Annotated in this window: 22 protein-coding genes; 19 read left to right on the top strand and 3 right to left on the bottom strand. The window is 58.2% G+C overall.

Annotated features, from left to right (window positions below; all coding sequences use genetic code 11):
• The first annotated feature begins 35 nt into the window (after positions 1-35).
• The 9 genes from mpl to ACO0LO_RS11745 all read left to right on the top strand — a co-directional run bounded on the left by mpl (position 36) and on the right by ACO0LO_RS11745 (position 8,780).
• Positions 36-1,418 (top strand): UDP-N-acetylmuramate:L-alanyl-gamma-D-glutamyl-meso-diaminopimelate ligase, encoded by a 1,383-nt coding sequence (gene mpl / locus ACO0LO_RS11785; protein ID WP_422964420.1) that lies wholly within the window; start codon positions 36-38, stop codon positions 1,416-1,418.
• Complete coding sequence (locus ACO0LO_RS11780; protein WP_422964419.1) at positions 1,419-1,988, top strand: YqiA/YcfP family alpha/beta fold hydrolase; 570 nt, start codon at positions 1,419-1,421, stop codon at positions 1,986-1,988.
• Positions 1,989-2,016: 28 nt separating this feature from the next.
• Entirely contained in the window at positions 2,017-2,628 is a 612-nt protein-coding gene (locus ACO0LO_RS11775; protein WP_422964702.1) for a chorismate--pyruvate lyase family protein, read from the top strand.
• A gap of 118 nt (positions 2,629-2,746) precedes the next feature.
• Positions 2,747-4,825, top strand: a complete 2,079-nt coding sequence (locus tag ACO0LO_RS11770; RefSeq protein ID WP_422964418.1) for a ribonuclease catalytic domain-containing protein — start codon at positions 2,747-2,749, stop codon at positions 4,823-4,825.
• Positions 4,826-4,872: 47 nt separating this feature from the next.
• The gene (locus tag ACO0LO_RS11765; protein WP_422964417.1) at positions 4,873-5,769 is read left to right on the top strand and encodes a TonB C-terminal domain-containing protein; all 897 of its coding nucleotides are present in this window, start codon (positions 4,873-4,875) and stop codon (positions 5,767-5,769) included.
• Positions 5,766-6,617, top strand: coding sequence for a shikimate dehydrogenase (gene aroE / locus ACO0LO_RS11760; protein ID WP_422964416.1), 852 nt, complete (start codon positions 5,766-5,768; stop codon positions 6,615-6,617). Before ACO0LO_RS11765 ends, aroE begins: the two co-directional genes overlap by 4 nt.
• Entirely contained in the window at positions 6,614-7,309 is a 696-nt protein-coding gene (gene mtgA, locus ACO0LO_RS11755; protein WP_422964415.1) for a monofunctional biosynthetic peptidoglycan transglycosylase, read from the top strand. The genes aroE and mtgA overlap by 4 nt, the downstream gene beginning before the upstream one ends.
• A gap of 16 nt (positions 7,310-7,325) precedes the next feature.
• Positions 7,326-8,291, top strand: coding sequence for a magnesium/cobalt transporter CorA (gene corA, locus ACO0LO_RS11750; protein WP_422964414.1), 966 nt, complete (start codon positions 7,326-7,328; stop codon positions 8,289-8,291).
• Between the two features lie 207 nt (positions 8,292-8,498).
• Positions 8,499-8,780 (top strand): hypothetical protein, encoded by a 282-nt coding sequence (locus ACO0LO_RS11745; RefSeq protein ID WP_422964413.1) that lies wholly within the window; start codon positions 8,499-8,501, stop codon positions 8,778-8,780.
• 235 nt (positions 8,781-9,015) lie between these two features.
• On the opposite strand, the gene hemL is transcribed toward ACO0LO_RS11745, so the two are convergent.
• Together hemL and thiD are read right to left on the bottom strand one after the other, a co-directional pair.
• Positions 9,016-10,299, bottom strand: a complete 1,284-nt coding sequence (hemL, locus tag ACO0LO_RS11740; protein ID WP_422964412.1) for a glutamate-1-semialdehyde 2,1-aminomutase — start codon at positions 10,297-10,299, stop codon at positions 9,016-9,018.
• A gap of 84 nt (positions 10,300-10,383) precedes the next feature.
• Entirely contained in the window at positions 10,384-11,199 is an 816-nt protein-coding gene (thiD, locus tag ACO0LO_RS11735; RefSeq protein WP_422964411.1) for a bifunctional hydroxymethylpyrimidine kinase/phosphomethylpyrimidine kinase, read from the bottom strand.
• A gap of 152 nt (positions 11,200-11,351) precedes the next feature.
• Between thiD and ACO0LO_RS11730 the strand changes: the two genes are divergently transcribed.
• The 6 genes from ACO0LO_RS11730 (at position 11,352) to ACO0LO_RS11705 (ending at position 22,214) form a co-directional block, all read left to right on the top strand.
• Positions 11,352-11,522, top strand: a complete 171-nt coding sequence (locus ACO0LO_RS11730; RefSeq protein ID WP_325395539.1) for a rubredoxin — start codon at positions 11,352-11,354, stop codon at positions 11,520-11,522.
• Between the two features lie 221 nt (positions 11,523-11,743).
• Positions 11,744-12,154, top strand: a complete 411-nt coding sequence (locus ACO0LO_RS11725; protein ID WP_394777417.1) for a response regulator — start codon at positions 11,744-11,746, stop codon at positions 12,152-12,154.
• A gap of 17 nt (positions 12,155-12,171) precedes the next feature.
• Positions 12,172-12,537 carry a response regulator transcription factor gene (locus ACO0LO_RS11720; RefSeq protein WP_188567120.1) on the top strand — a complete coding sequence of 122 codons (366 nt, stop codon included), beginning with the start codon at positions 12,172-12,174 and terminating at the stop codon, positions 12,535-12,537.
• Positions 12,537-13,130 (top strand): chemotaxis protein CheW, encoded by a 594-nt coding sequence (locus ACO0LO_RS11715; RefSeq protein WP_422964410.1) that lies wholly within the window; start codon positions 12,537-12,539, stop codon positions 13,128-13,130. Before ACO0LO_RS11720 ends, ACO0LO_RS11715 begins: the two co-directional genes overlap by 1 nt.
• A 239-nt stretch (positions 13,131-13,369) precedes the next feature.
• On the top strand, positions 13,370-15,535 hold the full coding sequence (locus tag ACO0LO_RS11710) for a methyl-accepting chemotaxis protein (RefSeq protein ID WP_422964701.1): 2,166 nt from the start codon (positions 13,370-13,372) through the stop codon (positions 15,533-15,535).
• Positions 15,536-15,722: 187 nt separating this feature from the next.
• A complete protein-coding gene (locus tag ACO0LO_RS11705) occupies positions 15,723-22,214 on the top strand; it encodes an Hpt domain-containing protein (protein WP_422964409.1) in 6,492 nt (2,163 codons plus the stop codon).
• A 52-nt stretch (positions 22,215-22,266) separates the two neighbouring features.
• Here the strand turns inward: ACO0LO_RS11705 and ACO0LO_RS11700 are convergent, their stop codons facing one another.
• Positions 22,267-23,742, bottom strand: a complete 1,476-nt coding sequence (locus ACO0LO_RS11700; protein ID WP_422964408.1) for a cryptochrome/photolyase family protein — start codon at positions 23,740-23,742, stop codon at positions 22,267-22,269.
• Positions 23,743-23,974: 232 nt separating this feature from the next.
• Between ACO0LO_RS11700 and ACO0LO_RS11695 the strand changes: the two genes are divergently transcribed.
• Genes ACO0LO_RS11695 through ACO0LO_RS11680 form a run of 4 tightly spaced genes read left to right on the top strand, consistent with a single transcriptional unit; the run spans position 23,975 to position 26,613 of the window.
• On the top strand, positions 23,975-24,661 hold the full coding sequence (locus tag ACO0LO_RS11695) for a YqgE/AlgH family protein (RefSeq protein ID WP_422964407.1): 687 nt from the start codon (positions 23,975-23,977) through the stop codon (positions 24,659-24,661).
• A complete protein-coding gene (ruvX, locus tag ACO0LO_RS11690; RefSeq protein WP_422964406.1) occupies positions 24,661-25,113 on the top strand; it encodes a Holliday junction resolvase RuvX in 453 nt (150 codons plus the stop codon). The genes ACO0LO_RS11695 and ruvX overlap by 1 nt, the downstream gene beginning before the upstream one ends.
• Entirely contained in the window at positions 25,110-25,661 is a 552-nt protein-coding gene (pyrR, locus tag ACO0LO_RS11685; protein ID WP_422964405.1) for a bifunctional pyr operon transcriptional regulator/uracil phosphoribosyltransferase PyrR, read from the top strand. The genes ruvX and pyrR overlap by 4 nt, the downstream gene beginning before the upstream one ends.
• Positions 25,654-26,613, top strand: a complete 960-nt coding sequence (locus tag ACO0LO_RS11680; RefSeq protein ID WP_422964404.1) for an aspartate carbamoyltransferase catalytic subunit — start codon at positions 25,654-25,656, stop codon at positions 26,611-26,613. Before pyrR ends, ACO0LO_RS11680 begins: the two co-directional genes overlap by 8 nt.
• Positions 26,614-26,621: the final 8 nt, after the last annotated feature.

Genomic DNA, 26,621 nt, shown 5'->3' with positions numbered 1-26,621 from the left:
TGCGCGACGACTAAAGATTTCCTTATCAATTAAATATGCATATTCACATACTAGGTATTTGCGGGACTTTCATGGGCGGTCTGGCGGTATTGGCAAAGGAAGCCGGCCATAAGGTGACAGGTTGCGACGCCAACGTATATCCGCCGATGAGTACGCAATTGCAGGCGCAGGGAATAGAACTGACTGAGGGTTATGGCCCCGAGCAAATCCATCTGCAGCCCGATCTGTTTGTGATCGGTAATGTGATTTCGCGCGGCAATCCGCTGATGGAAGAAATATTGAACCGGGGGCTGCCTTATATATCCGGCCCGCTGTGGATGGGCGACCAGCTATTGAGGGACCGCTGGGTGCTCGCGGTGGCAGGCACGCACGGCAAGACAACAACCTCTGCAATGCTGGCATGGATACTGGAGGCAGCAGGGTATGCGCCAGGTTTCCTGATCGGTGGCGTGCCGCTGAATTTCGGCATTTCCGCGCGCCTCAGCGGTCCCGGCCAGCAATCCGACTTCTTCGTCATAGAAGCGGATGAATATGACACCGCTTTCTTCGATAAGCGCAGCAAGTTCGTCCATTACCACGCAAAAACTGCGGTACTGAACAACCTGGAGTTCGATCATGCCGACATCTTTGCCGATGTGAAGGCCATTGAAACCCAGTTTCATCATCTGGTCCGGACGGTGCCGGGCGTTGGCCGGCTGATCGTCAACGCACAGGAGCCGTCGCTGCAGAACGTACTGCAGCGAGGCTGCTGGAGTGAGAAAGAGTTTTTCGGCAGCGATGTGGAGCAAGGCTGGAGCCTGAAATTGCGGGATGGCGAAGATTTCGACGTGTATTTCAACGATGTCCTGCAGGGCACGGTGCAGTGGCAACTGAACGGCGCCCATAACCGCATGAATGCGCTGGCGGCCATAGCGGCGGCAAGGCACGTAGGCGTAGCGCCGGCACTGGCAATAGAAGCACTGGCGCAATTCGTCAATGTAAAGCGCCGCATGGAAGTGCGCGGCGTGGTGAACAATATTACCGTGGTGGACGACTTTGCCCATCATCCTACGGCGGTGGCAACGACGGTGGAAGGCCTGCGCAGGAAAGTCGGGCATGCGCGAATACTGGCCGTGCTGGAACCGCGCTCCAACACGATGAAGCTGGGTACGATGAAGCAGGCGCTGCCGGGCAGCCTGGCGCAGGCCGACCTGGTGTTTGGGTATGGCGCCAGCGCAGGCAAGGATGCGCTGGGGTGGGACCTGGGTGAGGCTCTCGGCCCGCTGGGCAACAAGGCCAGCGCCTACACTGACATTGCCACACTGGTGGAGTCCATCGTCAAGGCGGCACAGCCGGGCGACCATATCCTCGTGATGAGCAACGGCGGCTTCGGTGGCGTGCACCAGAAACTGCTGGATGCACTGGCGGCTGTGCAGTAAATGATACTGTACCTGCACGGCTTTCGCTCGTCACCGCTGTCCTTCAAGGCCCGCATGATAGGGCAATATCTGGAGCAGCATGGCCGCGGCAATGAATACCTGTGCCCGCAGCTGTCCGCATCGCCGCTGCAGGCGATAGGCCAGGCTGAGCAGTTGCTCAGCTTGCATGGAGCGGAAAACGTGGTGCTGATCGGTTCTTCGCTGGGCGGATATTATGCAACCTGGCTGGCGGAGAAATACGGGTGCAAGGCTGCCTTGTTGAACCCTGCTGTCAGGCCGCCGCGCGAGCTGGAAAAATATGTGGGAGTAACTACTGCTTACCATAGCGACGAGGTGTTTGAATTCAAGCAGGAATATGTGGCCGAATTGCGCTCTTACGAGGTGCCGGCAATCACAAGGCCGGAACGCTATTTTCTGCTGGCGGCAACCGGCGACGAGGTGCTCGACTGGCGCGAGATGGCTGAACATTATCCCGCCGCGCAGCAACTGGTGATAGACGGCAGCGACCACGGGATTTCGGATTTCGAGCACTACCTCGACCGGGTAATGGCTTTTTGCGATGGCAGATGAAGTAGTGCGGCAGACGGTATCAGGGAACATGGGTGTGGCACCACGGATAGCGCAGCATAGTAGGACCAGCCTCGCGCGCTGGCATGCCGATATCAACGCGGTACAGGCCCCTGGGAACATGCAAGGCTGGCTTAGTGACAGGGGATCGCTTACTGCCAGGCTGGTGGCGCGTTGCGGGCAGTTCCGCGTGCAGCAGCTCAGCCAGCGGCAGGCGATATGCCTGGCGGACGAATATGCGGAACTGGGACTGGCGAGGCGCCAGCGGGTGCATGAACGGCAGGTCTTGCTATGCTGTGACGGCCGGCCAGTCGTGTATGCGCATACGGCAGTACCGCTGACGGCGACGGCGTCGGCATGGCCCTTGTTTCACAACCTGGGAGAAAAGTCGCTGGGCACGACGCTGTTCAACGACCCTCTGGTGCACAGGGGTGCATTGACTTACGCCCGCCTGCGCGCATCGCATCCGCTGGTGCGCAGGGTGCAGGCGCTGCAGCTGGAGTTAGGGCAAGGCGAAGCAGTGCAGGGTTTGCTTGCCCGGCGCTCGGTTTTTCGGCGCAAGGGGTCTTGCCTGCTGGTGACCGAAGTGTTTTTACCCGTAGTGACGGCCTTAAGGCTGCAACGGCCCGGTACGGAAAAATAGAATAAAGAGAGTTTTTGGATATACTCCAAAAATTGAGAGATTAATAGGCCGGAATCTGGCGGTGTGGCGGCAAATACAGGCGCCAGCCGGCCAGGTTTGTTGAGAAAAGATGTGTTGAATGAATTTATTTTTTGAAGAGTCGGGCGATTTCAAGGCGGGATCGGTATTATCACAAGCGGGCGAGGCTTACCAGGTAGAATTGGCCAGCGGCAAGCGCAGCAAGGTCAAGGCCAAGGATGTGCTGCTGCAATTTACATCGCCCGATCCGGTCAGCCTGATGGCGCAGGCCAAATTGTCCGCAGCCGATATCGACCTGGAATTCCTGTGGGAAGTCGCCGGTGAAGAGGAATTCGGTTTTGCGGAACTGGGCGCAGAATACTTCGGCCATGCGCCGAAACCTGAGGAGGCCGCCGGCCTGATCCTGGCGCTGCATACCTCCCCTATCTATTTTTACAAAAAAGGCCGCGGCCGTTATAAGGCCGCGCCGGAAGCCTCGCTGAAAGCAGCGTTGGCGGGCATAGAAAAGAAAAAGCAGCAAGCCCTGATGCAAGCTGCCTATGTCGATGAACTGAAGCAGCAACGCCTGCCGGCTGCATTGAAGCCGCTGGTCCTGCAATTGCTATTCAAGCCGGATAAGAACAGTATCGAATACAAGGCCATGGCCGAAGCCTGCGACGCGCTGCAGACCCCGCCGCCGCGGCTGATGCTGGAAAATGGCGGCCTGGCGTCGGCGAAGGACTATCACCTGTCCAAATTCCTGTTCGACAGCTTCCCCAAGGGCACGGCTTTTCCCGCCGCGCCTATCCCTTCGCTGCCTGACAACCTGCCGGTGGCGGACGTGCAGGCATTCTCTATCGATGATGTCACGACAACCGAGATCGACGACGCGTTTTCCGTGGTCACGCTGGCAGACGGCAAGATAAGGGTCGGCATCCATATTGCCGCGCCGGCGCTGGGCATCAAGCGCGACGATGCGCTGGACCATATTGCCAGGTCGCGCATGTCCACCGTGTATATGCCGGGCGACAAGATCACCATGCTGCCGGACGAACTGGTGGAAACCTATACACTGGGCGCGGGACAGACCAGGCCGGCGCTGTCGCTGTACGTGACGCTGGATACGCAGGAATGGTCAGTAGTCTCTACCGAGACCAGGGTGGAAGCGATTCCGATGGCGTCCAACCTGCGGCATAACGACCTGGATGCGCTGGTCACCGAAGACAACCTGGCCAACGATGCCGGCGAATACCCGCATAAGGCCGAAATTGCCGTGCTGTGGCAATGGGCGCAGGTGCTGGAAAAAGGCCGCATGCTCAAACGCGAAGGTTTCGGCCTGAAACCCGAGCAGACCAACCGCGTCGATTTCAATTTTTACGTGGAAGACGACGTTGTCTCCATCGTGCGCCGCAAGCGCGGCGCACCGCTGGACAAGATCGTCGCCGAACTGATGATCTTTGCCAACAGCAGCTGGGGCAAGCTGATGCATGAGCATGGCATCCCCGGCATTTACCGCAGCCAGGGCGCCGGCAGCGGCGGCTGGGCCGCCAAGATGCAGGTGAGGATGGTCACCCATGCCGCGCCCCACCAGGGCCTGGGCGTAGACCAGTATGCATGGAGCACGTCTCCGTTGCGCCGCTACACCGATCTCGTCAACCAATGGCAGATTATCGCCTGCGTCGAACATGGCGTGACCGCGCCGCTGGTCGCCACCTTCAAACCCAAGGATGCCGACCTGTTTGCGATCGTGTCCGGTTTTGACGCCGCTTATTCGGCCTATGGCGATTTCCAGAGCAATATGGAGCGCTACTGGTGCCTGCGCTGGCTGGGCCAGGAAAACGCGCGCCAGGTCGATGCTGTTGTATTGAAGGACGAAGTCTTGCGTTTGGTGGACATTCCATTGATCATACGCCTGCCCGGCATGCCGCAGATGGCACGGGGCGCCCAGGTGAAACTGGATTTGCTGCGCTGGGATGAGCTGGACCTGAGCGTGGAAGCGCGTTTGCTGGAAATGCTGTCCACCGTTGCGGAAGAAGACCTTGGCGATGTGGAAGAGGATGCGGCCGATGGGGCCGTTGGCCCGGTTGCGAGCGAGGAAGCTGCGGACGTAGAAGAAGAAACCGCCGAACAGCCTGCTGCGGTAGCGGACTCTGATGCCGGGGAAAGCGCCGCTGGCGCGGATACGCCGGTCGCCGGGTAACGAAGACTGTCTAACGGAAGCCTGTCAAAATTTCAGCCAAACTATTTGTGGACTCCCTACTTAAAAACCTGGTCCTGACGACGGCCATTGTGATCTCGCTGGTGGTACACGGCGTGGCTCTGCTATTGCATTTCACGCAGCCCGCGCCGGAAAAATCGCTGCCGGACGACCCAGGCCTGGAAATCATCCTGGTCAATGCCAAGCACGACACCAAGCCGCTGAAAGCGCAGGCGCTGGCGCAGGCCAACCTGGATGGCGGCGGCGCCAACGATGAAGGGCGCTCCAAGTCGCCGCTGCCGGATATGAAAAATATCCAGAACGGCGACACCTTGCTGGTGACCAAGAAACGGATAGAGGAACTAGAAGAAAGGCAGCAGAAGCTGCTGGACCAGGCTGCCCACAAGAGCGACCTGACATCGCCGCAACTGAGCGACAAGACCAGGACCGACGAAAACAAGCCGGACCCTGTTGCGCGCGACCTGGTGGAAAGCAGCAAGGCGCTGGCCAGGCGGGTAGCTGAAATTTCCGAAACGATAGAAGACCAGAACAAGCGGCCGCGCAAGACCTATCTGGGCCCGAGCACCCAGGGCGTCGGCTATGCGATCTATTACAAAGAGATGCAGAAGCGTATAGAAAATATCGGGACGCTGAATTTTCCCGTGCATAACGGCAAGAAACTGTATGGCGAACTGATCGTGTACATACCGATCTCGCGCGACGGCCAGATATACAAGAAAGAAGGCGGCCCCAGCATTGCCAAGTCCTCCGGCAATCCTGCGCTCGATGCCGCAACCTTGCGTATCATCGAGCGTTCGGCGCCTTTCGGCGTATTTCCGCGTGACCTGCTGAGTGACGACAAGGAACATGTGTGGATATTCTCGACCAAGTTCAAGTTTACGCGTGAAGAACTGCTGCAAACCGAGATCAGGGGAGGCGGAAATTGAATACGGCATCTTCTTTCCCTGCCGTGCCTGAACGTTATGTGGTCATAGGCAATCCTGTCGCCCACAGCAAGTCTCCTTTTATACACGGCAGCTTTGCCCGCGAAACCGCGCAGCATATAGACTACCGGCACCTGCTGGCGCCGCTGGATGGGTTTGCCGATGCGGTGCACGCCTTCCGCGAGGCCGGCGGCAAGGGCGCCAACGTTACGGTGCCGTTCAAGCTGGAAGCGTTTGCACTGGCGACCGAACTGACGCCGCGTGCGCAGGCGGCGGGCGCCGTCAACACATTGAAATTCGATGGCAGCCGCATGCTGGGCGATAACACCGACGGCGTCGGCCTGGTGGCAGATATCATGCGCAATGCCAGCTGCAGCCTGGCCGGCAAGAGAGTGCTGCTGCTAGGGGCCGGCGGCGCGGCGCGGGGCGTATTGCTGCCGCTGCTGATGGAATCGCCGGCGCAGCTGGTGATTGCCAACCGTACGCTGGCCAGGGCAGAAGAGCTGGCCGCACAGGCGCGCCGGCACGGCCATGTATCGGCATGCGAATTCTCTCTGCTGGATGGCCGTTTTGACCTCGTGATCAATGCGACCTCGGCCAGCATCAATGATGAAGTGCCTCCCATACCGGCAGGGGTGTTCGCCGGTGGCAGCCTGGCCTACGACATGATGTACGGCAGCCGGCCGACGGTTTTTCTACATTTTGCCGCGCAGCACGGCGCGCAGACCAGGGACGGCCTTGGCATGCTGGTGGAGCAGGCGGCGGAGGCGTTTCACCTGTGGCGTGGCGTGCGGCCCGATACGCAGGCTGTATTTGCGGAGTTGCGCCGCGCAATGGAGCAGCAGGCATGAAGATTTTTCGCCGTCTGCTATTCTGGCTGGTCTTCACGCCGCTGCTGATTTTTATCCTGGTGCAGGCGTATTTCTTTACGCAGATCTGCTGGTGGATAAACCATAATCCTTCGTCCACCAGCTTCATGCGGCATCAGCTGGAAGTATTGCAGGAAAAAAATCCGAATGTGAAATTGCAGCAAAAATGGGTGCCGTACGCGCGCATTTCCAACAACCTGAAACGCGCGGTCATCGCTTCGGAGGATGATACTTTTTCCGAGCATGACGGCGTGGACTGGGACGCGATGGAGAAGGCCTATCAAAAGAACCTGAAGAAGGGCAAGGTCGTGTCCGGCGGTTCCACCATCACGCAGCAGCTGGCGAAAAACCTGTTCCTGTCCGGCGAACGCAGCTATGTGCGCAAGGGTGAGGAACTGATCATCACCTATATGCTGGAAATGTGCATGGACAAGGAAAGGATACTGGAGATCTACCTGAACGTGGTCGAGTGGGGTGTCGGCATCTTCGGTGCCGAGGCTGCGTCGCAGCACTATTATGGTATCAGCGCCGCGGCGCTGGGCCCCGCTCAGGCCGCCAGGCTGGCCGTGATGCTGCCCAAACCCAGGTTCTTCGACAAGAATACCGGCTCCGCCTACCTGCAAAGGCGCACGGAAATTATCGTACGGCGCATGAATGCGGCGGAGTTGCCGTAAATGACAGGCTAGACACATGATCAACGTATTTGTCTTGCAAAATGGGCGCCTGAGCCAGATCAACATCGAGAACCGGGCCGATCTCGAAAATATCGCGCCTGTATGGGTAGATCTGACCGACCCCAATGAAGACGAGCGCGACTGGGTCAAAAGCATTTACGGTGTCACGCTGCCTGGCGAGGACGAAGTCAAGGACATCGAAGCCTCTGCCCGCTATTACGAAGCGGACAACGGCGACCTGCACCTGCGCACCGATTTCCTGATCGACGACGATGACGAACCGGCGAGCATTGTCACCGTCGCGTTTATCCTTGCACGCGACATCCTGTTTTCCGTTCATACGCTGGACCTGCCGGTATTTCGCCTGGTGCGCATGCGCGCCCGCTCGCGTCCCGGCTCCATTGTCGATTACAAGGATGTGCTGCTGGACCTGTACGCCACCGACGCCGAATATTCGGCCGATGCGCTGGAAGGCATCTACCAGAACCTGGAAGATGTCAGCCGCAGCGTATTGAAAAAAGATTTTTCCGATCAGGATGCGGCGGCGGCGCTGAACTCGATTGCGCAGGAAGAGGATCTGAACGGCCGCATACGCCGCAACATGATGGACACCCGCCGCGCCGTCAGCTTCCTGATGCGCGGCCGCCTGCTGAACGCGGACCAGTTCGAAGAAGCACGCCAGATCCTGCGCGACATCGAATCGCTGGATGGGCACACGTCGTTTTTATTCGACAAAATCAACTTCCTGATGGACGCCACCGTCGGCTTCATCAACATCAACCAGAACAAGATCATCAAAATCTTCTCGGTGGCCTCGGTCGCGTTCTTGCCGCCTACGCTGATTGCCAGTATCTATGGCATGAATTTCCGCATACTGCCTGAGTTGCAGTGGGATTTGGGGTATCCGTTTGCACTGGTGTTGATGCTGGCTTCGGCGGTTACGCCGTTTTGGTATTTTCGGCGGAGAGGGTGGTTGAAGTAGATAGGTACCTTTGGCGCGCTTTACTGGCCCTATTAGTCGGTGTTTCTGCTTGTAGCTGAATTTTTTAAGATTGCTGGCCGGGGGTAGCCCGGCGGCTGCTTACTTTTTCTTGCTTCGCCAAGAAAAAGTAAGCAAAAAGAAGGCGACCGCAGACTTGCTCTTCGGGTGATGGCGGCAAGCGCCATCACATTTTGTGCATGGCAAAAAATGGGAAACAGACGAAACTCGCCTGCGGCTCAAACAACGTCTGTTTCTGATCCATTTTCTGTCACGCACAAAATGCTGCGTCCCCAGCGGGGGTACTTCAAAAACAACCCCAACATCAAAATCAGGCTGCTGAAATTTTGTAGATTCATTCTCTGCAAAAAATTAGAAAATCTGGTTGCCGTTGTTTTTGAATTTGCTGTTGAATTTGGTTTTGACTTTAAACCGCTCGGAGCCTCGCCGATTGTGCGGTACAGAAAATGGATCAGAAACGGGTGTGTTTGAGCCGAAGGCGAGTTTCGCCCGTTTCCCAATTTTTGTGCCGCATAATCGGGCACCCCGAAGGGGCGAGGCTTGCGGTCGTCTTTCTTTGCCTACTTTCTTTGACGAAGCAAAGAAAGTAGGTAGCATGCCGGGCTACCCCCGGCCAGCAATTGCAGCTTACATTGATCGTGGATAGAAACAGGGCCGCAAGACATGAAGGGCAGCTTAGCTGCCCTTCAAGAAAGTTACCCCCAGCTTAAGCCAGCTGCCCAAACGCCCCGCGCGCTGCCTCCAGCGTAGCCTCAATCACTGCATCGTCATGCTGCGCCGATACAAATCCTGCCTCAAAAGCGGAAGGTGCCAGGTACACGCCCGCATCCAGCATCAGGTGGAAGAAGCGGTTGAATTTTTCCTTGTCGGACTGCATGACAGCCGCATAGCTGCCGGGAACTTCCGCAGCGAAATACAGGCCGAACATGCCGCCCTGCGAATCGGCGCAGAAGGTGACGCCGGCCGCGGCTGCCGCGGCGCTCAGGCCTTGCACCAGCTTGCGGGTTTGTGCGCTGAGGTTTTCATAGAAGCCTGGCTGCTGGATCAGTTTCAGCGTGCTCAGGCCGGCGGCGACGGCGACCGGGTTGCCGGATAGTGTGCCTGCCTGGTAGACGCCGCCCAGCGGCGCCATGTGTTTCATCAGGTCGGCGCGGCCGCCGAAGGCAGCGACCGGCAGGCCGCCACCGATGACCTTGCCCAGCGCGGTGATGTCGGCCTGTATGCCGTACAGCGCCTGTGCACCGCCAAGGCCGACGCGGAAGCCGCACATCACTTCATCGAAAATCAGTACGCTGCCGTGCTCGGTGCACAGGCGGCGCATGGTTTGCAGGAATTCCTGCGTGGGCTTGATCAGGTTCATATTGCCGGCGACCGGCTCCACGATCACGCAGGCGATTTCGCTGCCCATGGCCTTGAACGCGTCTTCCAGTTGCTGGGTGTTGTTATAGTCCAGCACCAGCGTATGCTTGGTGAAATCTTCCGGCACGCCGGCGGAAGTCGGGTTGCCGAAGGTCAGCAAGCCGCTGCCGGCCTTGACCAGCAATGAGTCGGCATGGCCGTGATAGCAGCCTTCGAACTTGACGATCTTGTCGCGGCCGGTGGCGCCGCGCGCCAGGCGCAGCGCGCTCATTGTTGCCTCGGTGCCGCTGGATACCAGGCGCACCTGTTCCATCGATGGCACCAGGCGGCACAGTTCTTCCGCCATCTCGATCTCGCCTTCCGTCGGCGCGCCGAAGCTCAGACCGCGCGCGGCCGCTTCCTGCACCGCCTTGACGACGACGGGGTGCGCATGGCCGACGATGGCTGGGCCCCAGGAGCCGATATAGTCGATATAGCGGCGGTCTTCGGCATCCCAGAAATAAGGGCCTTCGGCGCGGCGGATGAAGCGGGGCGTGCCGCCCACCGAACGGAAGGCGCGCACCGGCGAGTTAACGCCGCCGGGCGTGGTTTTCTGGGCGCGTTGGAAGAGGATGTCGTTGCGGTCTGTCATGGCGGGTATCGTCGTGAAATGTCTTGTAGGAAGACGGCGGCAAGGGCCGTCCAGGTAACTGCTTTATTTGGCGGGCCAATCTGCCTATTCGGCTTCCTTGGCCCAGAAATTACGGTCGGGGATCAGTTTGCCCATGCCCAGCCTTTGCGCATGGTTGATGGCGGCCACTGTGAACTCCTGCGCTTCGAGCACGGCTTCAGGGATTTCCAGGCCGTTGGCGAGCAATGCGGCAATGCTCGCGGACATCGTATTGCCGGAACCTACATGCAGGCCGGGTATGCGCTGCCAATGGTCGTTGCGTACTACGCCGGACTCGTTGAATAAAGTATTGGCAACGTCATTGCCTTCTGCCGGCGTGCCGGTAACCAGTACGTATTCGCAACCGGAATCGATCAGGTACATCACGTCGGCGACAATATCTTCTTCGTTCGGGCCTTCTTTCCAGGTCTCGGCCAGGCGCGACAGCTCCACGGCGGAAAGCAGCAGCAGGGTGGTTTGCGGGATCAGCAGTTCGCGTATCGCCAGCAGGATATCTTCCGCATCCGGCCCCTGGTCGGGGATGGAGGAACTGAAAGGATCCAGCACCAGCGGCAGGTCCGGATAGTCGGACACGATTTCGGCGATGGCCGTGGCGTTTTCGACGCTGGCAATTTGTCCTATCTTGAAAGCGACCACGGGCATGTCTTCCAGGATGGTGCGAGCCTGTTCGACGACCAGGTCGGCCTCCAGCGCGTGCACATCGTCCACCTGCGAGGTATCGCCCACGAGGATGCAGGTGACGACCGGTAAGCCATGGCAGCCCATCGCTGTAAAAGAGGCAAGATCGGCCTGTATGCCTATGGATGCAACCGGATCCGAGGCCCCGAAAGACAAGATGAGTGGAGAAATTTGGTTTTGCACGTTGGGTAGATTAATATAGCTGCCTTTGTGGTGGACTTGCAAAACGGCTGCGGCATTCGTCCGTTCTGATATGCAGCAAGAAGAGTTTGCAGAGCACCCCGTATTTTACTTTATTAAGGGCTTTAGTCGTGAGTGATAAGGAAACAACAACTGTGGAATTCAAAACCTGGATGTGCCTGATCTGCGGATGGGTATATGACGAAGAACAGGGTTTGCCGGACGAAGGCATTCCTGCCGGCACCTTGTGGGCCGACGTACCGATGAACTGGACCTGTCCGGAATGCGGCGCCCGCAAGGAAGACTTTGAAATGGTGGCAATCTGAGCGTGATTGGTATTTGGGAAACCAAATACGCCATTCCAGGCTAGAAAAAACCTACGCAAACAACAAAAGAATGCGCGCACACTAGCTGATATCGGGCTTTTGTGCGATATTGCGTTGTTGTTGCGTCGTGGAAACTACCTTATTCCATGAAAAGCGGCGCAAGGCACTTAAATTTTGCTACAGTTCTAAGTGACTTATCCACCTACTCTAGAGATGATGTTATGTCCACGCCGACTGGTAATGAAAACTTGAAAATCATGGTGATCGACGATAGCAGCACAATTCGCCGTTCCGCCGAGATTTTCCTGGGGCAGGTAGGGTACAAGGTGGTGCTTGCAGAGGACGGCTTCGACGCCTTATCCAAAATCAACGATTCCCATCCCGATTTGATTTTTTGCGACATCCTGATGCCCAGGCTGGACGGTTACCAGACCTGCGCGCTGATCAAGAAGAGTGCAAAATTCCGCGATACGCCAGTGATCATGCTGTCCTCCAAAGACGGCCTGTTCGATCGCGCGCGCGGTGCAATGGTTGGCTCCGACGAATACCTGACCAAGCCCTTTACCAAAGACAGCTTGTTGAAGACCGTACGTAACTACACGACGAACACGACGCCTGATCCATCCAAGTAATTAAGGTGAATACCAAAATGGCTATACAAAAAATTCTGATCGTTGACGATTCTCCTACCGAACGCTATTTTCTGACCGACATCCTGGTCAAGAACGGCTTTTCGGTATCCACCGCCGAAAACGGCGAAGAGGCGCTGACCAAGATCAAGGCCGACAAGCCGCAGCTGATATTGATGGACGTGGTGATGCCGGGACAAAACGGCTTTCAGATCACCCGCGCGATTGCGCGCGATCCTGACACCCAGGACGTGCCCGTCATCATCTGCACCAGCAAAAACCAGGAAACCGACCGCATCTGGGGTCTGCGCCAGGGCGCGCGCGACTATCTGGTCAAACCAATCGATCCGCAGGAATTGCTGGCAAAGATTGCAGCCTTAGGATAATGGACCACTCCCCGGACCCCACTTCGCTGGAACAAGCCAGCCCCGCGCCGGATACGGCAAGGCCGGACAAAAGCGTCCGTCGCACGCGGCTGAGGGAATTCCAGGCCCAGCTCGTGCAGCGCATGCAGGCGGCACAGAGCGGCACGGCTGTCAGCGCCAGCCAGCTGGGTATCATGGTCGGCCACACGCGCTATCTGCTGGAGCTGAAGGAAGCCGGCGAGATTGTCACCGTGGCGGCAATGACGAAGGTACCGTTGACGCGCGACTGGTATCGCGGCCTGTCCAATATTCGCGGCAACCTGACCAGCGTGGTGGACCTGGCGCGTTTCCAGGGCAAGGACGTCACGTCAATTGACGCCGGCTCCAGGGTGGTGGCCTTTGCACCTGCGCTGGCTTTCAACAGCGGTCTGCTTGTGTCGCAGGTATTTGGCTTGCGCAACCTGACGGACATGGAGCCGCTGGATGATCCGGACGATGGCGTGCGCAAGTCCTGGATGGTCAAGAAGTACAAGGACAAGGACGGCAATATCTGGATGGCGCTCAGCCTGTCGCTGCTGGTCCAGGATCAGGAATTTTTGCATGTAGGTTTGTAAGTAATAGTCGGATGCGGGCAATCGTATGCATGGCAGGAAACACACAAGCCACACGTTGCAAATCGGGTTTCATTGAGTTCTAGTCAGTATCAATCAGTTTAGGAGACTTTGTAATGGCGGCATTTAAACTACCGTTCCTGTCGAAGGCAAAACAAGAGCAAGAGCTTGACGGAGAAGCTGCGGGTGCGCGGGAGTTGGCGAATGCCGTTCACTCAGTCGAAGATGCGAGCAACGTCAAGATGCTGAACAGGAAGTCCGTTGAAGACCACGCCGATGCGACCTTCATCGGTGACGCGCTGGAAAAAGGCGGCGATATCCGGCTGCCGCTGATCGGGCACCTGCCCTTGCAAAGGCAGATCCGCGTGCTGCTGGCCACGATGATTGCGGCACTGCTGCTGGTAGCGGTGTTTGTGTATTTGAACTCCACCCAGTCCACACAGATTTCCACGCAGGCGCAGATCGCCGGCGAAGCGCTGATGCACTCGCAGCGTATCGGTAAAGCGGCGCCGAATGCGATTCAGGGCAACCCCGCTGCGTTTACGCAGCTGCAGGAAAGCCGCACCGAGCTGAATACGGATTTGAACACGCTGTTGAACGGAGGCACTTATCAGGGCCGCAAGGTGGACCAGCCGGATTCATCGCTGGAAGCGATTCTGAAAGACACGCAAAAATCCTGGAAAAACTCCGACAAGGCTGCCGAGACGATTTCCAAACTGCGCAATGAGCTGACCGGTTTCGGCCAGACACTGCAAAAACTGAACAACCTTTCGCCTGCGCTGCTGGAACTGACTGAGCAGATATCCACACTGAAGGTGCAAGGCGGCGGCTCTGCCCGTGAAATTTCCGCATCCGGCCAGCTGGTGATGCTGACCCAGCGTCTGGCCCGTAGCGCCAATGAATTCCTGACTTCCGAGGGTGTCAATCCTGAAACGGCTTTCCTGCTGGGCAAGGATACGAATACTTTCCGCGATCTGGTCGAAGGTTTCCTGAACGGTAGCGACGTACTGCGCCTGACTGCGACCAAGGATCAGGATACCCGCGACAAGCTGACTGAGCTGCAAAAGACTTTCGGCGAATACCAGACTTCGGTATCGAGCATTCTGGGCAACCTGCAAAACTTTATTGCGGCGAAACAATCCGAACAGCTGATCTTTAATGAAAACGAAGATCTGAAACAGCGCCTGACCAAATTGCAGAAAACTTATGCGGCCGAGCAGGATTCGATAGCCTGGCCGTTCTGGCTCCTGCTGGCCAGCGCGCTCGTCGCGCTGCTGGCTGCGGCCGGTATTGCCGCCGTGCTACTGCAAGACAGCCGTAACCGCGCCAAGGAAGCGAATGAACGCCGGGTCGAGGCCGATGCGCAGATGATGCAGGCGCAAAGGCAGGAAGAAGAAGCGAAGGCCGCGAATGACCAGAATCAGGCCGCGATTTTGCGCCTGATGAATGAATTGCAGGAAGTGGCGGATGGTGACTTGACTGTGCAGGCAACAGTGTCGGAAGACATTACCGGCGCGATTGCCGACTCGGTTAACTACACGGTGGAAGAGTTGCGCGGCCTGGTAGGCCGGGTAACGGCGACCGCGGCACAGGTTACCTCTGCATCCAATCAGGCACAGAGCATATCGACCGACTTGCTGGAAGCCTCGCAGCAGCAGTCGCGCGAAATTACCGATGCCGGCCAGGTGGTATTGACGATGGCCGAAGAGATTACCGATGTATCCCGTTCGGCGAATGAATCCGCTGAAGTGGCGCGCCAGTCGGTGGCGGCGGCAGAGCAGGGTGCGCATGCGGTGGAAAACGCGATCAAGGGTATGCATGAGATCCGCGAACAGATCCAGGAAACATCGAAACGGATTAAACGGCTGGGCGAATCCTCGCAAGAGATTGGCGAGATCACCGAACTGATTTCCGACATTACCGAACAGACCAACGTGCTGGCGCTGAATGCGGCGATCCAGGCCGCGTCTGCGGGTGAAGCAGGCCGGGGTTTCTCGGTGGTTGCGGAAGAGGTGCAGCGCCTGGCGGAACGTTCCGCTGAGGCGACCAAACAGATCGGTGCGCTGGTGCGTACGATTCAAACGGATACCCATGATGCGGTAGCCGCGATGGAAAAGTCCACGCAGGGTGTGGTTGAGGGTGCCAGGCTGTCGGATGCGGCGGGTGCTGCGTTGTCCGAGATCAGCCGGGTTTCCAACCGTCTTGCGGAGCTGATTCAGGGCATCTCGCTGGCGACGGAACAACAGGCAACCTCCGCGAACGGCGTTGCGCAAAACATCCAGCATATTCTGACCATCACCGAACAGACGCAAACCGGTACCCAGCAGACCGCCTACTCGATTCGCGAGTTGTCGATGCTGGCGGAAGAACTCAGGAACTCGGTGTCGCGTTTCCGCGTTGCCGCCTGATTTTTGCGTCGCTTGTTACGGCCAGGGCCTTCGCCGGGGTTTGTCGATTTGTGCCGATTTTTTTGCCGGCACGCGGTATGCGCAGCCTGAGTGCTGCACATGCCGGCCGGCCCTGGTGTGATCATAAATATGCGGTAATAGTGACGGGCAGTTTGCCGTTGTTGCCCTTTGAGTTTGCGGAGCACGCATGACATCCGATTTTTCAGTGTCGTCAGAAGAGCAGTTTGATATCGGCCCCTTGTCCTGGGTCATGGGTGAAGTGCGCGAGGCGATCACCAGCGCCGGCAAACAGCTGTCGGACGCGATAGGCCAGGACAGCGAGACGCAGGCAACCATGCTGCGCCATGCCAAAAGCTACCTGCACCAGGCGCACGGCGCCTTGCAGATCGTCGATATAGACGGCGTATCCATCGTCACCGAAACCATAGAAGACCTGATAGACCGCCTGCACGCCGGCCAGTTGGAGCTGAACGGCGCGCATGTGGAAGTCATCAGCGATGCCTTCCACGCCGTCCTCAGCTACCTGGAAGACCTGTTGTCCGGCAGTCCGCACCAGCCGGTGCGCCTGTTTCCCTACTACCGCAGCCTGCTGGAATTGCGCGGAGCGGACCGCATCCACCCTGCAGACCTGTTTTTCCCGGCGCTGTCGGTGCAGGAGCAGATACCGGAACTGACGCTTAGTCCGAATATATTGCCGGTCAATTATGTAGAGCTGAGGCAGCGTTTTGAAAAACTGCTGCTGCCTGTACTGACCAGCAAGGATGCTGCGCAGCAAAGGGCCGGCGCCCAGGCCATGCACGAACTGATCAAGGAAGTGGAGCAGGGGCAGACCAGCCCGCAGGCCAAGGCCTTCTGGGTTGTCATGCGCGGGTTTATCGAATCGGTGGCGCAAGGCTCCATCGAAAATACGCAATACGTCAAACAGATTTTTGGGCGCATCAACCTGCAGATCAGGCGTCTGGTCGAAGGCGTCACCAATATTCCCGAACGCCTGCTGCGGGATGCGTTATTTTTTATCGCACAGGTCAAGCAGCCGTCGCCCTTCGTTGCGCAGATCCGCAAGGCGTACCAGCTGGAAAACCAGGTGCCGCTGGATTACGAGCAGAAAAATTATGGCCAGGTCGCCGCCAATGTGCTGGCCAGCGCCAAAGAACACCTGTCGCACGTCAAGAACCTGTGGGGCCGCATCGCCAATGGCGAAGCAGGCCTGGCAGATAAATTTGCCGGCAAGATGAAGGAGCTGGCGGATGCCGGCACCGGCCTGGGTTCGGCCCCGCTGACCAAGTTGCTGCGGGAGCTCAACGGCCTGGCCCGGCATGCGGCGCATGCGCCTGAGAGCAACAACATCGGGCTGGAACTGGCCACCAGTCTGCTGTTCGTCGAAAATGCGCTGGACCATATCATGCGCCTGCCCGCGAATTTCTCGGAACGGGCCGATGAAATTACCGCGCGCCTGCTGTCCATCGTGTCCGGCGATATACCCGAAACCCAGGCTGCCTGGATAGGTGAAATTTCCAAGGAAGCACAGCAGCGCCAGACCATGGCCGTGCTGGTCGGCGAAATGCAGAACAGCCTGCGCCAGGCGGAAAAAACGCTGGATGAATATTTCCGCGACCCCGTCAGCAAAGACAGCCTTACGCCTATCGACGGCGTGCTGCATCAGGTGGGCGGCGCGCTTGCCATCCTGGACCAGGACGATGCGATGCTGGCCGTGGAACACACACGCAACATGATTGCCCAGTTCCCCGAAGTATCCGGAGCCGAGCAGGTAGACGCCAACGCGGCGGTTTACCAGAACGTGGCGCAAAACATAGGCGCACTGTCTTTCTTTATTGAGACACTGCAGAACCAGCCGGAAGCGGCGAAGAAAAAATTCAGCTTCGATGCGGAGCAGGGCTTGTTCCGCTCCAACATGCTGGAGAAACCCGCCGAAAAGGAGTTACTGCCGGCGAGCTACGCAAACACGACGCCGCAGGAAAGTAAGCACCAGGAAGCGCAAACGGTCGTCACTGCCGAGCAGGAACTGGTGCTGCAACAGCAGCAATCGGCCAAGCTGGCGGCATCGCTGGCGGATCATCCCGGCAGTTCCGAACTGCACGCGCAATTGAAGGACTCTCTGGAGCAGGAGCGTTCGGTTGCCAGCCTGCTGGACGACCCTGCGGCGTCCGATCGCGCACGTAACGCGATCGACCTGCTGGACAATACCGATTTCAGCGCATCGCCGGATGCAGGCTCGCTGCACGAGATCGTTGCCGCGACCAATACGGAACAGGTCGCCGCGCCTGCCGCCGACCTGGAAATACCGGGTAGCGATGAAGCGATTGATGCCGAGTTGCTGGAAATTTTCCTGATGGAAGCGGATGAGGTGCTGGAGTTTGTCCAGAAAACCATACCTTTGTCCCGGCACGATACGGGCAACCAGGAATACCTGACCAGCCTGCGCCGTTCTTTCCATACGCTCAAAGGCAGCGGCCGCATGGTCGGCCTGAATACTTTCGGCGAAGCCGCATGGAGCATAGAGCAGGTGATGAACCTGTGGCTGTCCGATTCGCGTATTGGTAACGAAAACCTGTATTCGCTGCTGGACAAGGCTGCACAGGAATTATTCCTGTGGGTGGAAGACCTGAAGCAACGCGGCCATTCTCCGCGTACCGGCGCTGCGATCATCGCTGCGGCGGAAAGAGTCAAGGCGGGGCAAAGTTTCGCGTATGAAGAGCCTGTTGTCGTTACTCCCGTTATCGTTACTCCCGCTGCCGCAGCGGCTGTGGTTGACGCCGTAGCTGCCGAACCTTTGAGTGCGCCGGTGCCTGAGCTGGAGCAGGCTGCGCCTCTGTTGCCACCGCTGGCCGTCGAAGCGGAACCGGCAATCGAGCATGTTGTTGTTGATGCGTTTGCACCGCATGAACTGCCTTCCATCGATGCGACTCTGCCGCAAGCAGATGATATCGAATCGCTGGATATTGCGCCTCTGGATTTCGGCACGCCTTTATTGCCGGAACTTTCCCATGTTCCGGATACGCCAGCCGACATCCCTGCATTCGAGATTTCCGAGCTGTCCGCAGCGCCGGCAGCCGAGGCGATTCCCGACTGGGCAGCCGGCCTTGCATCGGAACCCGAAATTTTGCTGGAAGCCTTGCACGTGGAAGACCTGCCTGCTGAGGTAGAGGCTGTTGTCCCTGTTCATCCTGCAGAAGAACCTGCTGCCAGTCCAGGAATCCCGGAACTGGATTTGCTGCCTGAAGCAGCAATTGCGACCGAATTTGCCATGCCGGCCGAACACGGCGGCACTATGGCGGAGTTTACCGAGCCAGCTGCTGAGCATTCCATTCCTGACGTTTTTCCCGAGGTTTCGCCGGAGATGCCGGTAGAGGCGCCGCAGGAAATCGTCAGGGAGGCCGAACCTGTTGCGTCGATCGAACCGCTGCATTTGATTACGGAAGCACCGGCGGAACCGGTGGAATTGCCTGAAGCGGTGCAACCGGAAGAGCATGGAGATGAGCACCACCATCCCGATCATCAAGCCGTTCACCATGACAATGTCTTCCAGTTGGAGCCCGCGCACGCCCATCCGGAAAACCTGCATCTGGTCAGCAGTGCGGATACCCATGACAGCGTGATGGCGCAAGTGCTGGACTTTCCGGATATGTCCCAGGCCATGCCCGTGCAGGACGACAACATCAAGCGTATCGGCGATATAGAAATCAGCCTGCCGCTGCATACGATCTACATGGCCGAGACCGATGAAATTGTCCGCTACCTGGCGCAGGATTTTGCCGAGTGGCGGCATGAATCGCACCGGCCGGTGTCATTGCACGCAGTGCACGCTGCGCATTCGCTGGCGGGAAGCTCTGCCACGGTAGGCCTGAAGGCCGCACAGGAGCTCGCGCATGCCTTGGAACTGGTATTGCAAAGAATAGAAAAACATCCGGTTGTACTGGATTCCGCCGAATTCGATGTTCTGGATAATTGCGTGGAATGCGTGAAGCGCATGCTGCAAAAATTTGCATTGTCCGAAATGGCTGACCGCGCGCCGGATGAAGTGCATAACCTAGAGATACTGTTGCAGGCGCTAAGTGCGCGCGCCGATTCGGACGCCGATCCGGCGCAATTTACCGCTGCTGCCGAAGTGATCGACATCACCGACGTGCCTGTCGAGTTGGTCGAGCCGCTCGTGGAAACGCCTGCCAGCGTCGCGGTGGTGCCGGCGTTTGAAGCAGCAACAGCAGCACTGGATCCCGAACTGCGGATCAAGGACGACCTGGATGCCGATTTGCTGCCGGTCTTTATTGAAGAGGGCAACGATTTGCTGCCAATGGTGGGCCAGTTGCTGCGCTCATGGCAGCAGCATCCCGACGACGGCGCCATACCGCAATCCATTCTGCGTCTGATGCACACTATCAAGGGTAGTGCGCGGATGGCCGGCGCCATGCAATTGGGCCAGCATACGCATGATATGGAAGCCCGCATAGAAAACCTGATGCATGCCGGTGGAGCGGTGCGCCAGCCTTTGCTGGACGACTTGCTGATGCGGCATGATCATTCGATGCACCTGTTTGAGCGTCTGCAAAATCCGGCTGCTGCCGAAATTCCCGTGCCGTCCTCCGGAGCAGCGGCAGGTGCAGACGACGAGCCTATGCAGGCCGTCGGCGAGTTTGATCGCGGCCAGTCGGAAGAAGCTGCAACCGGGGTTGAGCAGGATACTGGGGCAAAACTGCCTGTAGTACAGGGTACCGCGTCCGCAGCCAGGCCCCAGCCTGCGCATGCGGCAACGGCGGCGCCGAGGGCGGTTGCCGCTGCGTCTCCGCTGGTGCGGGTGCGCGCCGATATCCTGGATCGCCTGGTCAACCAGGCCGGTGAGGTATCAATCTCGCGTTCCAAGCTGGAAAATGAAGTCGGCACGCTCAGGTCTTCAATGGTGGAATTGACTGAAAACGTCAACCGCCTGCGCGACCAGTTGCGCGAAGTGGAAATCCAGGCCGAAACGCAGATCAGTTCCCGCATGTCGCTGTCCGGCGACCGTGAATTCGACCCGCTGGAATTCGACCGGTTTACCCGCCTGCAAGAGTTGACGCGGATGATGGCCGAAAGCGTCAGCGACGTCGCAACAGTGCAGACCAATCTGACCCGCACCATCGATGGCGCTTCGGACGGCTTGCATGCACAGGCCCGCCTTACCCGCGAATTGCAACAGGACCTGATGCGCGTGCGCATGGTGCCTTTCGCCAGTATTTCAGAGCGGCTGTACCGCGTTACGCGGCAGGCGTCCAAGGAACTGGACAAGCGCGTCAACCTGGATATACGCGGCGCGTCGGTTGAGATGGACCGCAGCGTGCTGGAAAAAATGGCCGGGCCATTTGAGCATCTGCTGCGTAATGCGATCGTGCACGGCATAGAAACCCGCGACCGCCGCAGTGCGGCAGGCAAGAACGAAGTCGGCGAATTGCTGGTGGAAGTGCGCCAGGAAGGTAATGAAGTGGTGATCCATTTCACCGATGACGGCCAGGGCCTGAATCTGGGCCGCATCCGCGAAAAAGCCAAGTCGGTCGGCCTGCTGGGCTATGACGACGAGGCCACGGATGCCGAAGCAGTCAACATGATCTTTGAACCGGGCTTCTCCACTGCCAGTGAAATTACCGAGCTGGCTGGACGTGGTGTGGGCATGGACGTGGTGCGCTCGGAGGCGGCATCGCTGGGCGGCAGGGTATCTGTGACATCGGTAGACGGCCAGGGCGCGCATTTCACGATCCATCTGCCATTGACGCTGGCGGTAACCCAGGTGGTCATCCTGACTTCCGGCGGCAGGACTTACGCCTTGCCATCCGTGCTGGTGGAGCAGGTGCAGCAGCTGAAGGCGCCGGTACTGGCGGCCGCGTATAACGACGGCGCCATCATGTGGCAGGGCAGCCGCGTTGCACTGCACTACCTGTCGGCGATGCTGGGCGAGCATGATACCGCTCCGGTATCGCAGCAATATTCGCCTGTGCTGATCATGAAGAGCGGTAGCGAGCGTGTTGCCGTGCACGTCGACGACGTGATCGGCAATCGCGAGGTCGTTGTGAAGAACATCGGCCCGCAGTTGTCCCGCATGATAGGTATTGCAGGCGCCACGGTGCTCGGTTCCGGCGAAATCGTACTGATCCTGAATCCGGTGCCGCTTGCCGCGAAAATGGAGCATGAACAGGTACGCCATCCGCTGGCGCAAACCGAATCCGGCCTGCCGGAAATGGGTGCCGTCGCCGATATTGCGCATAATCCTGAATTGAACCGAACGCAGGTAAAACCGGTGCAGGGTCTGCGCACGCAGCATATCGTCATGGTGGTCGATGATTCGCTGACGGTGCGCCGTGTGACGCAGCGCCTGCTGTCGCGCGAAGGCTATCAGGTCGTGCTGGCAAAAGACGGAATTGACGCACTGGAGCAGTTGCAGTCGGTTACGCCGGACGTGATGCTGGTCGATATTGAAATGCCGCGCATGGACGGGTTTGACTTGACACGCAATGTGCGTAGCGATGCGCGTACTGCCGGTATTCCAATCATCATGATCACGTCGCGTACTGCCGATAAGCACAAGAACTATGCGTATGAACTGGGTGTCAACGAGTACTTCGGCAAGCCTTACCGCGAGGATGATTTGCTGGAGGCGATTATCCGTTTCGTCGGCGAGAAAGCAGTGAACTAAACGCCTTGCCACATTGAGCATCGGAAACGCCCGGACCTGTTCCGGGCGTTTTTTATTGGGATTCCTGAACCTTCTTCACTACCGCATAGCGGGCCAGCGTTTCCTTGCGGGCCGCATCATGTTCCACGATAGGCGGCGGATACTCTGCGCCCAGGGTGATGCCTGCGGCTTTCAGCGCCTGCGGCGTCAGTTTCCACGGCGCATGGATCTGGCGCGCGTCCAGCTTGCCGAGTTGCGGCAGGTAGCGGCGGATGAATTTGCCATCGGCATCGAATTTCTCCGATTGTGTGACAGGGTTAAAAATCCGGAAGTAGGGCTGTGCATCGCAGCCGGAAGAGGCCGCCCACTGCCAGCCACCGTTGTTGGCGGACAGGTCGAAGTCATTGAGCTGCAATGCAAAATAGCGTTCGCCCCAGCGCCAGTCTATGCCTAGGTCCTTGATCAGGAAGCAGGCAGTCACCATCCGCAACCGGTTGTGCATGTAGCCGGTCTGGTTCAGCTGGCACATCGCGGCATCCACCAGCGGATAGCCGGTCTTGCCCTGGCACCATGTGTCAAACAGTCTTTCCGCATGGGTGCCGGATTCCCATCGGATGGCGTCATAGTCGAGCTTGAATGCACGTTCTGCTACGTGCGGATGGTGGTGCAGGATCATGAAATAAAAATCGCGCCATATCAATTCCGACAGCCATACCTGGGCGCCTGGATTGACGGTCTCCGTGCGTATGCAGTTCAGCGCTTCCCGCACCAGGTGGCGTATCGATACGGTGCCGAAGCGCAGATGCACCGACAGGTAGGATGGTCCCTTGACGGCGGGAAAATCGCGTGTCACGTCATACTGGTGGATGCGGAACAGGAAATCCTCCAGCAGGCTGGCGCCGCCCGACATTCCGGGCGGCGTCACCATGCGAGTGCCTTCGCTGTCGCCAAAGCCCAGCTGCTGCAGCGAAGGGACGGTACGGTCGCCATGCGCTGCCAGCCGCGCCGTATATCGTTCAACGGGGTAGGATGTGCAATAGAAATCACCGCCTTCCGCGTACATCTTTTTCAGCCACGCATTCTTGTATGGCGTAAAAACGGAAAAGGGCGTGCCGGCCAGTGACAGCACTTCATCCTTCTCAAAAATGACCTGGTCTTTGTACGTATTCAGCGTACAGTCGAAAGCCGCCAGGTTTTTTCGCACCGCATCATCCCTCTGCACTGCTTGCGGCTCATAGTCATGATTGGCAAATACGGCCTTCGCCCCCAGTTCCGCCGCCAGCCTGGGGATTTCCTGTTCCGTAAGGCCATGCCGCACAATCAGCGAACCGCCGTATTTTTCCAGTTCCCGCGCCAGCTCCGTAATGCTGTCGTGGATGAAGGCGATCCGCCTGTCTGCTGACGGCAGGTCTTGCAGGATGGCCTTGTCGAATATGAAAACGCAATACACCTGCTTGCTGTGTTTCAGCGCATGGTAAAGGGCCGCATGGTCAAAGCAGCGCAAGTCTCGCCGAAACCAGACCAGCGAGCAGGGGAGTGTAGAAGGCATGGAAGTACCGAGAAACTGACAAGTGTCTATTGTAACGATAACAGCACTCAAACAGCAGCCAGGACTGAAACATGGGATTGCTTCGATGAAATTTGTTTAAAAAGCAATTTCATGGGCATCTTATTTTTGTTTCTGCCTCTTGTGGCTTCATGGCTTGCGACGGTAGCGGCGGTTTTGCCGGGAATCGGCCTATATCGGACTATAAAGCAGCAAAAATGCTAAAATGTCGTCCATGGCGAAGCAAATCAAACCTCATCTCTCCAGCCTATTTGGAGAAAGTTCAAAGTCGGAGCCCAACACTCCGTCCCAGCCTTCTGTTTTATCCGATTCTGCGGATGCTGCAGACAACAACGGGCTGAATCTATCCAATCATTTCCTGATCGCAATGCCTTCGATGATGGATCCTATGTTCGGCGGCTCTGTCATTTACCTGTGCGAGCATAATCAGCGCGGAGCGATGGGCCTGGTCATTAACAAGCCGACCGACATGACGATTTCCGGCCTGTTCGACCGCATCGATCTGAAACTGGAAATCATTCCCAATTCCCACCCCATGCGCCAGCAGCCGGTCATGTTTGGCGGCCCGGTGCAGGATGATCGCGGATTTGTGCTGCATGCGCCGGTCGGCAAATTTTCTTCTTCGCTGCAGGTGACCGATGACATTGCCTTCACGACGTCGCGCGACGTACTGGAGGCGGTGGCCGCAGGCGATGGACCGGACAAGGTGCTGATCAGCGTCGGCTATGCCGGCTGGAGTGCCGGGCAACTGGAGCAGGAGATCTTGGCAAACGGCTGGCTGACAGTTGCCGCCGATGCCAGCATCATGTTTGATTTGCCGATAGAAGAGCGTTTCCTGGCCGCCATCAAGCTGCTGGGCATAGATCCGATGATGCTGGCCTCCGAAGCCGGGCACGCCTGATGGCTGCAGTGGAAACTGCAGCTTCCCGCCTTGGAACCGCTGAATCCGTCGGGTCCGCTGTAAATGGCACCGTACTGGCCTTCGATTTCGGCCTCAAGCGCACCGGCGTTGCGGTAGGAAATACCGTATTGCGCCAGGCACAGCCGCTATGCATCATCAGCGCCGCCACCAACGACGGCAAGTTCGCTGAAATTACCGCAGTCATCAACACCTGGCAACCCGCACTGTGTGTCGTCGGCCTGCCGATGCACCAGGATGGCGAAGCCAATGAAATGACCCAGCGCTGCCGGCGTTTCGCCAACCAGCTGCACGGCCGTTATGGCGTGGCGGTGGAACTGGTGGACGAGCGGTATTCGTCCGCGGTGATTTCTGCAAAACGCGGCGAGCGCATCGATGCGCAAGCGGCAGCCCTTATCCTGCAACAATATTTTGACCAGACCCCACTCCCATGACCACGTCCACCTCCAGCCTTGATGCAGAAGCCCTGTACCGGGATCTGCTGGCCCAGATTCAGTCGTATCTGAAGTCTCCCCTGACGGCTGGTTCCGCTTCGCCGGATACGCAAAAACTGGCGATCGTCGGTATCTATTCCGGCGGAGCCTGGCTGGCGGAGCGCCTCGTTCGCGACCTCGCGCTGCACAGCAAGCCGGGATTCATCGACGTCTCTTTTTACCGCGACGACTATGCGCAAAAAGGCCTGCATGCTGAGGTCAAGCCCACGCAAATTCCTTTCGATGTCAATGGCGCCAGCATCATCCTGGTGGATGACGTACTGTACACCGGCCGCACGACCCGTGCGGCAATCAATGAGCTGTTCGACTACGGCCGGCCTGCCAAGATCATGCTGGCCACGCTGGTGGACCGCGGCGGCAGGGAGTTGCCCATTGCCGCTGATTTTGTCGCGCATACCGCCGACGCAGCCGCTTACGACACAATCTGTTCCATCAACCTGCAGCGCGCAGATGACGGCACATTCAGCCTGAGCATAGACCATGCATAATCCCCAACTCAACAAGCACGGCGAACTGCAGCACCTGCTGACCATAGAAGGCTTGCCCAAGTCGATCGTCACCCATATTTTGGACACGGCCTCGTCCTTTGTCAGCGTCAGTGACCGCGAAGTGAAAAAAGTGCCGCTGATGCGCGGCAAAAGCGTGTTCAACCTGTTCTTTGAAAATTCCACGCGCACCCGCACCACGTTCGAGATCGCGTCCAAGCGCCTGTCGGCCGACGTCATCAACCTGAACATCGCCGCCTCCAGCACCAGCAAGGGCGAATCGCTGCTGGATACGATAGACAACCTGGCGGCGATGCATGCCGACATGTTCGTCGTGCGCCATTCTTCTTCAGGCGCACCCTACCTGATCGCCAAGCATCTCAACGATACCAACCAGCAGCATGTGCATGTGGTCAATGCCGGCGACGGCCGTCATGCGCATCCCACGCAGGGCTTGCTGGACATGTACACCATACGGCACTACAAGAAAGACTTCAGCAAGCTGACGGTAGCGATTGTCGGCGACGTGCTGCACAGCCGCGTGGCACGTTCGGACATCCATGCGCTGACCACGCTGGGCGTGCCGGAGGTGAGGGTGATAGGGCCGCGCACACTGATGCCGTCCGGCCTGGAGCAGATGGGTGTGCGGGTCTTCAGCGACATGAACGAAGGTCTTAAAGGCGTGGACGTGATCATCATGCTGCGCCTGCAGAATGAACGCATGAGTGGCGCGCTGTTGCCGTCGGCGCAGGAATATTTCAAGAATTATGGACTGACGCCGGAGCGCCTGGCGTTGGCCAGGCCGGATGCAATCGTCATGCACCCGGGGCCGATGAACCGCGGCGTGGAAATCGATTCTGCAGTGGCAGATGGTCCGCAGGCAGTCATCTTGCCTCAGGTTACCTTCGGTATCGCGGTGCGCATGGCGGTGATGAGCATCGTCGCCGGAAACTAAGCAGGAAA

The organism is Undibacterium sp. TJN25, from assembly GCF_049339885.1.
Lineage (GTDB): Bacteria > Pseudomonadota > Gammaproteobacteria > Burkholderiales > Burkholderiaceae_D > Undibacterium.
Note: the sequence above shows the minus strand (reverse complement) of the source record. Positions and strands in the feature narration are given on the sequence as shown.

What these genes read in the sequence shown, in the direction of transcription:
- ACO0LO_RS11725 (WP_394777417.1), top strand. Translation starts at nt 11,744, where the DNA reads ATGTCCACGCCGACTGGTAATGAAAACTTGAAAATCATGGTGATCGAC.
- mtgA (WP_422964415.1), top strand. Translation starts at nt 6,614, where the DNA reads ATGAAGATTTTTCGCCGTCTGCTATTCTGGCTGGTCTTCACGCCGCTG.
- pyrR (WP_422964405.1), top strand. Translation starts at nt 25,110, where the DNA reads ATGACCACGTCCACCTCCAGCCTTGATGCAGAAGCCCTGTACCGGGAT.
- ACO0LO_RS11695 (WP_422964407.1), top strand. Translation starts at nt 23,975, where the DNA reads ATGGCGAAGCAAATCAAACCTCATCTCTCCAGCCTATTTGGAGAAAGT.
- ruvX (WP_422964406.1), top strand. Translation starts at nt 24,661, where the DNA reads ATGGCTGCAGTGGAAACTGCAGCTTCCCGCCTTGGAACCGCTGAATCC.
- ACO0LO_RS11715 (WP_422964410.1), top strand. Translation starts at nt 12,537, where the DNA reads ATGGACCACTCCCCGGACCCCACTTCGCTGGAACAAGCCAGCCCCGCG.
- corA (WP_422964414.1), top strand. Translation starts at nt 7,326, where the DNA reads ATGATCAACGTATTTGTCTTGCAAAATGGGCGCCTGAGCCAGATCAAC.
- ACO0LO_RS11775 (WP_422964702.1), top strand. Translation starts at nt 2,017, where the DNA reads ATGGGTGTGGCACCACGGATAGCGCAGCATAGTAGGACCAGCCTCGCG.
- ACO0LO_RS11680 (WP_422964404.1), top strand. Translation starts at nt 25,654, where the DNA reads ATGCATAATCCCCAACTCAACAAGCACGGCGAACTGCAGCACCTGCTG.
- ACO0LO_RS11770 (WP_422964418.1), top strand. Translation starts at nt 2,747, where the DNA reads ATGAATTTATTTTTTGAAGAGTCGGGCGATTTCAAGGCGGGATCGGTA.
- ACO0LO_RS11720 (WP_188567120.1), top strand. Translation starts at nt 12,172, where the DNA reads ATGGCTATACAAAAAATTCTGATCGTTGACGATTCTCCTACCGAACGC.
- ACO0LO_RS11745 (WP_422964413.1), top strand. Translation starts at nt 8,499, where the DNA reads ATGGGAAACAGACGAAACTCGCCTGCGGCTCAAACAACGTCTGTTTCT.
- ACO0LO_RS11780 (WP_422964419.1), top strand. Translation starts at nt 1,419, where the DNA reads ATGATACTGTACCTGCACGGCTTTCGCTCGTCACCGCTGTCCTTCAAG.
- hemL (WP_422964412.1), bottom strand. Translation starts at nt 10,299, where the DNA reads ATGACAGACCGCAACGACATCCTCTTCCAACGCGCCCAGAAAACCACG.
- ACO0LO_RS11700 (WP_422964408.1), bottom strand. Translation starts at nt 23,742, where the DNA reads ATGCCTTCTACACTCCCCTGCTCGCTGGTCTGGTTTCGGCGAGACTTG.
- ACO0LO_RS11705 (WP_422964409.1), top strand. Translation starts at nt 15,723, where the DNA reads ATGACATCCGATTTTTCAGTGTCGTCAGAAGAGCAGTTTGATATCGGC.
- ACO0LO_RS11710 (WP_422964701.1), top strand. Translation starts at nt 13,370, where the DNA reads ATGCTGAACAGGAAGTCCGTTGAAGACCACGCCGATGCGACCTTCATC.
- mpl (WP_422964420.1), top strand. Translation starts at nt 36, where the DNA reads ATGCATATTCACATACTAGGTATTTGCGGGACTTTCATGGGCGGTCTG.